This is a genomic window from Acidovorax sp. HMWF018, from assembly GCF_003061035.1.
GTDB lineage: Bacteria > Pseudomonadota > Gammaproteobacteria > Burkholderiales > Burkholderiaceae_C > Acidovorax > Acidovorax delafieldii.
This window is the reverse complement of record NZ_QAIM01000425.1, coordinates 1-7,936: the sequence shown is the minus strand read 5'-3', so window position 1 is coordinate 7,936 and position 7,936 is coordinate 1. Positions and strand designations below refer to the sequence as shown.

General features: G+C 65.3%; 10 protein-coding genes. All 10 read right to left on the bottom strand.

The annotated features are described in order from the left end of the window. Positions 1–1,291, bottom strand: a 1,291-nt coding sequence (locus DBR23_RS29985; protein WP_199227740.1) for a hypothetical protein, incomplete at its 3' end; no start/stop codon positions are given. Next, complete coding sequence (locus DBR23_RS17655) at positions 1,288–1,911, bottom strand: hypothetical protein (protein WP_108499113.1); 624 nt, start codon at positions 1,909–1,911, stop codon at positions 1,288–1,290. The genes DBR23_RS29985 and DBR23_RS17655, both read right to left, overlap by 4 nt. Before the next feature lie 3 nt (positions 1,912–1,914). Continuing rightward, positions 1,915–2,355, bottom strand: a complete 441-nt coding sequence (locus tag DBR23_RS17650; protein WP_108499112.1) for a hypothetical protein — start codon at positions 2,353–2,355, stop codon at positions 1,915–1,917. A gap of 11 nt (positions 2,356–2,366) precedes the next feature. After that, positions 2,367–4,280, bottom strand: a complete 1,914-nt coding sequence (locus DBR23_RS17645) for a hypothetical protein (protein WP_108499111.1) — start codon at positions 4,278–4,280, stop codon at positions 2,367–2,369. Positions 4,281–4,286: 6 nt separating this feature from the next. Next, entirely contained in the window at positions 4,287–4,745 is a 459-nt protein-coding gene (locus tag DBR23_RS17640; RefSeq protein WP_146191361.1) for a hypothetical protein, read from the bottom strand. After that, a complete protein-coding gene (locus DBR23_RS17635) occupies positions 4,742–5,926 on the bottom strand; it encodes a hypothetical protein (protein WP_108499109.1) in 1,185 nt (394 codons plus the stop codon). Before DBR23_RS17635 ends, DBR23_RS17640 begins: the two co-directional genes overlap by 4 nt. Positions 5,927–6,108: 182 nt before the next feature. Continuing rightward, the gene (locus tag DBR23_RS17630) at positions 6,109–6,567 is read right to left on the bottom strand and encodes a hypothetical protein (RefSeq protein WP_108499108.1); all 459 of its coding nucleotides are present in this window, start codon (positions 6,565–6,567) and stop codon (positions 6,109–6,111) included. Next, on the bottom strand, positions 6,564–7,178 hold the full coding sequence (locus tag DBR23_RS17625; protein ID WP_108499107.1) for a glycoside hydrolase family 108 protein: 615 nt from the start codon (positions 7,176–7,178) through the stop codon (positions 6,564–6,566). Before DBR23_RS17625 ends, DBR23_RS17630 begins: the two co-directional genes overlap by 4 nt. After that, positions 7,175–7,477 carry a holin gene (locus DBR23_RS17620; protein WP_108499106.1) on the bottom strand — a complete coding sequence of 101 codons (303 nt, stop codon included), beginning with the start codon at positions 7,475–7,477 and terminating at the stop codon, positions 7,175–7,177. Before DBR23_RS17620 ends, DBR23_RS17625 begins: the two co-directional genes overlap by 4 nt. A 2-nt stretch (positions 7,478–7,479) precedes the next feature. Next, positions 7,480–7,936, bottom strand: a 457-nt coding sequence (locus DBR23_RS29700; protein WP_199227739.1) for a hypothetical protein, incomplete at its 5' end; no start/stop codon positions are given.

The window sequence follows — 7,936 nt, the reverse complement described above, 5'->3', positions numbered from 1 at the left end:
GCGCGGCGACGTTCAGCGCTGACGGTGCGGCGTAGGCGTTGAACACCCAGGCGGGGGCGATCATGGCGGCTGAAGCACCGCCCCGCGCGCCCATCTGCGGCATGGGCAGCGCCGCTTGTGGCAGCTGCAGGAAACTTGCGTCGGCGGCGTAGCCCTGCAGCGGGGGCATGAGCCCGAACGACTCGCCGTACGTGCCCTCCACGGCCATGCCGGTCATTGGCACCATGACGGCGCTGGAGAAGCCGTACCGTGCCTCCGGGCCGTGGGCGTAGCCGTACAGCGGCATCATCTGGCCAGCGCTCAGGCCGTAGGAAGGCGCCAGCATGCCGGCACCTGCTGTGCCGCTGAGCGCGCTCAACGACCCACGCGCACTGGCGTACAACCCTTCAACGGCCAGCCCTGTGATTGGGAGCATCACCCCACGGGATTTGGCCCGCAGTGCGCTGGCGGCCCCAGACATGGCGAGAAAAGCCGCACGGGAGTAGTTCCACTCAGTCTCCGAGGCGAAGCCGTCCATCGGGCGCATGGACGCTGCGGAGTAGCTACCCAGCGCCGGCACGAGTGCGGGCGAGTCGATCACATCACCGCCGGAGTACATCGAAGCGTCGAGGAACACCGCGCCGGTGCTCGGTACGTCACTGGTGTGGAAGAGCCCGCCGTTCTTGAAGTATTGGACCCGGTCGCCCACACGTTCGATTTTGAAAGTGTCGTCGGCGGCGAAAGTAGAGTCGCTGGTCTTGACGACACCCGACTCCATCACCTGGAACGTCTTGCGGCGAAAGTAGATGCCGTGCTCGATGTTCAGGTATCCAACATCCTCATCGACGTCATTGAACCCGACCACGGCGCCCACGGCCGACGGCACCTTGAACGTGGCTGCGCCGTTGCCCGTGAGCTCCGCGATGGAGCGCGCGCCAGCATTCCACCCGAGCCCGAACTCCTGAACGACAGTGCGGGGGCGATAGGCGATAGCAGGCTGGGCCTTTTGCTCAGGCACAGCAGGGTAGTACACGCTGATGGTCTCAGACGAGCACACCCGGGTGGTTTTGGTGACGCCGGGTGACCCGGGCACTTGCACGAAGCTCACCTTGGCTTTGCCGTCACTTCCGATGGTGACCGTCTTCACCAGCGAAGGCGCCGTACCACCCACGACGCTCGTTACGAGGCGGCAGACGGTCACCGTCTCACGGGCGGTGTAGGCCGCGCGTGCAGGGCGGTATGGAATCGCCGCCTGAGCCGCACGCTCAGGAATCACTGAAGTGCGGGTGACTTTTTTGAGCTGGTTGGTCACGGTGTTTCCTCGGTGCCTGTGAGGCCCGTCCAGAATGGCGGGGTCGGAGGCGGCACAACTGCGCCGAGCCGCGACACGACGTAAAGGACGCGGTCAGCATCGCTGATCGTGGAGATGCCGCTCCAGAACGCGGCCGTGATTTCGACTGCGGCGACAACTACCTGCGGAGACGGGAACGACGAGTATTCGTCAGGAGGTGCCTCCCACACGCTCACGGAGATGTAATTCGCCCCACTGTCGACAGCGCCTGGCGCAAGGGCCGAGATGTCGCAGAGTTCAGGGTCCAACAAGCTGACACCCGTCTTGAGTTCGACGACATACGCCCGCTCGGTCGGATTGTTAAGGTTCGGGAACACGAGCCCACTGGGTGAGATGCCGTAGTAGGCCTCGTATGTCGGATTGCCCACCAAAGACTCTGGCAGCGGCACATAGCCGAAACGCAGCCCGGCGCCATCGGTCAGCCCTGCGGTGTAGGTCCCAGCGTTGAGGAACGTGACAGTGCCGTCGTCATACACCGCGTACACGCGCACCGCAGCCGACCACGACTCGGGGTCGCCCACCGGGATGTAGTTGTAGTTCTCCGCCCGACTGAAGTAGGCGTAGCCTGCGATGCTCGCCATGGTTTAGAACGTAGGCAGGTTGATGCTGTATTCGTCCAGCGGCTGCTCGATGCCCGACACCAGGGCCGTGCTGCCCAGGTTCATTTCGGCACCGCTCGTGCTGACGCGGCCTTGGATGCGCGGCTCGGTCGCGGAAGACGCGCCCGTATCTGCGGAGCCGACGTGGCGGTAGTAGCCAGCAGTGCCCGTAGCCAGGTTGGTACCCTTGAGCACGTCTGCTACGACCTTGGCCACGATGCCGTCCACCGCAGTGGTGTCCAGGTTGAACCCAGCACCAGCGCCGTCCTTGTCGATCTCGCACAGCAGCGTGCCTGTCTCGGCCGCGTCGGCGCTGGCAGGCTCGGAGCCAGTGAAAATGCGGATCTTGCCGTTGAGCAGCGCAGCGCGCAGAGAGCCGGTAACGAGCATTTGGTTGCGCAGGCCGGTTGAGACTTTGTAGGTCATGACTGTTCCTTTCAGAGAACGTGGATGGGGTCGAGGCGAAAACCTGGCTCGGCGTCCAGGGAGAACTTGTCGGGGGCGGGCGAGATCACTTCGTCTTTGCGGCGAAGAGCGAACAGGGGGTTGCGGTCCACCGCGCCCGTCAGCGCCAGGTGGTTGAAGAACTTGAGTGCGTCCGGGTCCTCGGGCAGCGGGTCTGCGTGCGGCACGTCATCAGGGGAGAAACAGATGACGTACTCATCAGGGCGGCGGGACGCGATGGCGCGGTAGACAAACATGTCCGTGCCGACCCCATTCGGGGCCGTGTACACGGCTCCGTCGAAGACGGTTTTGGAGAACTGCTGGCCATGGCACCGCGCGTGGAGGACGACCTTCAGCGGGCGCAGGTCCGTGCCGTTGAACGGCGTCGGGTATTCGCCCACAACGAGCGCGAGAGCCTCATTGCGTGCGTCGGCATCGCGCAGACTGAGTGCCCGGCGCTGCACCGTGTTGTAGGTGCTCGTGTCGACGGTGGTAGGTGGGTCTGGGGGGCGCGGCACGACGCCAGGGACCCAAGACCCGGAGTACGCGCGGTCGCGTGTGACAAGCGTGCCGCTTGTGCTGGCCGAGGTCTCGGTCGTGAACAGTACGGTTCCGTTGACCGTGAAGCTCACCTCGACGCTGTCATCCCCACCCAGGCGGCGCGTCTGATGGTAGGTGTAGCTCTCACTGATTGCGACGACGTTGTAGCCGTCAGGGTGGGTGTAGTCGGTACCGGAGGAGCTCGATGCGAACGTGGCAGCCTCTTCGGAGTAGGACTGCGCACGGGTCTTCGTCACGCGCTCAAACAGGAGTTCGTCGCCATCCACGTCGAGGTCCAGGCCGATGAAGCGGACCTGTTTCGACCGCGTCGTGGTGCGGCTGTAGCCGAGCTCTTCGTAGCCTGTGGTGGCCACGTACGGGTACCCGAGCGCTGTGTATCCGTACGTGGTGTAGCCCGACAGCGTCTTGGGGTTCCCATAAAAGTAGCTGCTGCCACCGGAACCGAACAGCTGCTCGTTTTGCGTCTGGGTGGGCTCGTCCGGTGTTTCGGCCAGCGGCGCGGTCGAGAACGCCGCCACGATCTCGCCGGCGGGGTTCAGGGACAAGGTGCAGCGCACGACGTACCGGGGGCGCATGAACGAGATCACCGAGCTGTCCTCGGCGTAGGTCTCCAGCACCGTGATCGCTTTTTGTCCGAGGCCGTCGAAGAACGTGGGTTGGGCGATGACTGTGTTGGCGGGCGCGGTCCAGCGGGCGATCTCGACGTTGGTGGGTGCCCCAGCCTCGTCCCGGTTGGCCTCGTCCAGATAGAAGAGCCGCAGCTCGATCGCGCCGATGTCGTCGAAGAAATACGCGGCGTACACCACGCGGCGGACAGAAGATCCATCGCTACGGGTGCCCTGAAACACTGCCGCGCCCTTCACGCCGAATTCAGTCTGGATCTTCACGCCCTTGCGGTATACGCCACGCGCGCCCGTGTAGACCTCATACGCCCCGTTCAGCGCGTAGCGGAAGCCGTGACCGTGGTCGTAGGACAGGACAGTCTTACGGTCCTTGCTCACCCAGTCGTGGGGGGCGGAGAGCAGCTTCGAGTGCTCGTGGCGGCGCAGGCCCTTCTCACTCGCTGTCAGCGACATCGACGCGACGGCCGGCACCTCGGCCCCGTCCTTGACAGTCACACCGGCGGGGTGCGCAGTGCTTGTGGGCCAGACCAGGTAGTCCCAGACAGATCCAGTGATCTCGATGATCTCTTCAGCGCCGTTGATGGTGACGCGCACTCGCTGCCCCTGCACGTCGTAGCGCTGGGTGATGTTCGTGTGCCCGGCAGCCCGCAGCGCGCGCAGCTTCCCCTTCGCAAAAGGGATGAGCTTCGCGCCCTCAACCGAGTTGACGAGCAGCCGGGGCATGGTCGCTTACTGCGCAGGGATGGCGAAGCTGTAGACGTCCACCGTCACGGGCACGCCCACGGTGATGGCAACGCTCGACATGCGCAGGTCGCCGGCGCCAGCAGCGATCGCGCCGTCCAGGCGCGGCAGCGTTGCGGACACGGAGCCGTCATCAACAGCGTTGCCAACGTGGCGGAACCAGCCCGCAGTGCCTGCGGCCAGGCCGACGAACTTCCACACGTCGGCGCTCTTGGTCACGCCACCATTCGCGGCTGCCGCAAAGGTCAGTCCGTTGGTCGCGCTGCCGGGGGTGAACGCGCCGGCGTCTTTGGTGATGATCCCGAGCAGAGTGCCGGTGGGGGCGGCGTCTGCATTCACAGGCTGCGGGCCGCTGTAGACGTGGATGACGCCGTTGGCCAGAGCACCGGCAAAACCGGCGGTGCCGGCCATAGCGTTGCGCAGACCAGTCGAAAGTTTGACTGTCATGGAGATACCTCTTTGCGTGGGTTGAAAGCGATGCCACCTGCATGCAGGGAGGCGACAAAACGGGCTTGCCCGTCTTGCTCGACCACTGCTGCGCCCGCGGCAGTGCCGGGCGCCACGCTCACGCGTTCAGAGGTCAAGTTCGTGAAGTCGGGGAATTGGCAGAGTCCGCGCAGGGTCCAGATCAGCAGACGTTTGCCGTCCACGGCCCAAGGCATGCCGGGCACTACGCCGTAGTCCGCGAGCGTCTTGAGTGCAGCGGGCGTGTAGGCGTAGACCTTGCGGTCTGTCCCGATGACGAGCGCTTCGTCGTGCGGCGCCATGGCCAGCACGCGCCCAGGCACGCTGATGAAGCTCTCTGCGTAGTTGAAGAGGTGGGCGGCCAGAGGCTCGCTGAAAAAGATCGCGGTCTGGTCTTCGGTGGGTAGGTATAGGGACGCGTACACGCGCCCGCGCCAGGCGGCGATGACCTCTGCGCCGAACGGGACCGCGTCCATGAATGCGTTGGTCAGCTCCGCCCCCAGCGCGTCGGGTGAGCTGTCCCAGCTGTAGGTGTTGCTGGCGACTTCTGCGGCCAGCTGGTAAACGGTGCTGTCGGCGGGCGCGATGTAGATCCGTGCCGAACCTGTCGGCCCGAGGGCGATGTCCGAAACAAAAAGCCCGCCTGGCTGCGTGAGGAACACAGCTGCGGCGTCGCTTGCGCATCCTTCGCGGCCGTCGGGCCACACATGGGTGAGCCGCACCTGGTACTGCCCCGGGGGCAGAGATCCGGGGCCCGCGGCCAGAGTCGGCGTAGCTGGCGCGCTGAGCGCCCACGGCATGACTGTGTGGTCGACGTCGATGACGCCCGAATCCGAGCCGTTGGTGAAGTAGATGTGGTCGTTGAGCTGGGCCCACTGGAGCGGAGTGCGCGACGTCAGCGGGCACAGCGGGACCAGGCTCAGGTCCGGGGCTACCACGCACAGGTAATCGTCGGCTGCGACGTAGAGTCGGGTGAGGTCGGCCGAGTTGAACGCCCCGGTCATGGCTGCGCCGATGACACGTTGGTGGCCCTCGCGGCGGTGGACGCCGCCCGTGGCCATGACGTTCACGTTGTCCGCGCGCGTGAGCCACTTCAGACCCAGCTTCACCGGGTCCGTCGTGTTGTTCAGCCCTTTGAGCTGGCTCGTGACGGGGAAGGCCATATGGTCGCTTGTTGCGCCAGGGCTTCACCGATCCGCCAAGGACATCTAAAAAAGATAAACGAGAGTGTACCGCAAAGCCCCGGAGTTAAGGCTCTGCGGTACTGCAGGGGGTTGGGTAACGAGGGATGAGCAACCCCGTGAATGGCTCCCACCCCCTGCTGGGGCAGCCGCCATTGTTCAGTTCATTTGCCTGGGATCACCGGCCAGGCGTCGCGGAGGGTTCGGACATCACTTGCGTGCCCATCAGCTTTTTCGACCATCCCTGCATACGCGGCGCGGCAATCCTCGAATACGGCTCCGAGGGCAGTGGCGTACTCAAGGACGGCGCCGGGGGAAGCTGCAGCGAGGCGGCGGGCGGCGTCGGCGTTTTGGTCGCGCAGCCCGTCAGAAACACGGTGCAGATGATCAACTTCAGTGCGCAAAAGCGCTTCACGGGTGCGAGCAGCATTGAGGGCTCCTTGGTAGGTCGATGTGATGGCACGCTCGTCAGCACGGGCCCGGCTCACGGCACTCAGGCGCTCGTTCGTCTGCTCCAGCCGGACCTCGGCCACGGCAGCGTCCATGCGGGCGCCCTGGAAGAACCAGGCAGCAGAGGCGGCGGCCAGGGCCGCGATCAGGTGGGTGATGAGGGTGAGGTTCATGTCGGCGCCTTCACAGAGTCAGCGCAACGAGCCAACGGCACGTTGCCCAGACGGTTGTCGGTCCAGCCCACGATGAACGTGGGGTTGCCCAACGACATGTAGTGCGTGCCTTGCTGGGCGTCCATGAGCTTCAGCGTCAGCTCGCAGGCTTTGACGCGCCCCCGCTTGCGCTCCAGCGCCTGATACGCGGCGATTGTCTGTCGGCCAACCTGACCATCCACCGCCAGCACCGGGTAGTCGGCGCCCCCTCGGCTGAGGTGGTTGAGGCTCTGCTGGAACCAGCGCGCCGCGCGTGCGGTGCCTGCGTTCACCCCGGCGTCCACCAGCTTCGCCCCCACCGCCGGGGATGAAGCGATCACCGAGTCGAAGCCTGGGCGACCGACATAGTTCTGCGCGTAGATTTCCTGGGCAACTTCTTTCGGCAGCTCGCGCATGGGACCGGTGTATCCAGCGCCGCGTGCTACGTTCACGGTCACGCCGTGGTTTGTCTCGCCGCCCGGGTCCGCAGGGTTGTTAACGTACCCACCCTCGACAGCGGCCACGCCGGCCAAGATGGCCAGTACCGCAGCGCTCAGGCTGGCCCACGTCTTGCCTTGGCCTTGGGAGCTCATTCGTCTTCCCCCAGTTCACCGAGGTCGGTGTCGGGCGGGTAGACAGGAGCGCCTGTAGCGCGCATTAGCTCCATCCGCAGCGCGCGCTCTTTGCGTTTGTCCTCGGCCTCGGCAGCGTGCCGCCGGTTCGCTTCGCGCTTGTAGTACCAGTTCACCAGAGCGCCGAGCAAAGCGATGCAAATACCAAAAAGCCCGATAGCTTGGGAGGACGCAAGCCAGCCGAGAAAGCCGACAACGGCTCCGCCGCCCGTCGTGCGGCTGCCGGCCGTTGCAAGTGTGTCGATGGTCTCAGTTTTCATGTTCACGCCGCGGTCTCGCGGTCCTCTCTGGGGATTCGGCTGGTACGGGTCTCAGCTGTGGCGGTGACGGATCGAGACTCTCGAGCGACTGAGACGGTCCGAGGCTCGACACCAACTACCAAAGTGCGGCTGAGGTCGAGTGACGGTGCGGACTCGATGCCTGCAAATACGTCAGGGCCAGCCTCCATAACCGCCAGCACGCCACCTGCGGCGATCTGCCCGGCGATGGCTGCGGTATCTGCGCCAGCCTCGATGGCAGCCAGCAACGCACTGACCAGGGCCGCGCCGTTCGCGCCCATGCTGTCTGCGCCGGCCTCCACCGCAGAGAGCGCCCCAACCGACTTGGGCAGTCCGCCCAGCCCGGTCATGCTGTCGGCACCACTCTCGGCGGCGGCCATGGCCCCGGCGATCAGGGCGCGCACCGAGATAGCGGCAGCATCGGCGGCCGACTCTGCAGCG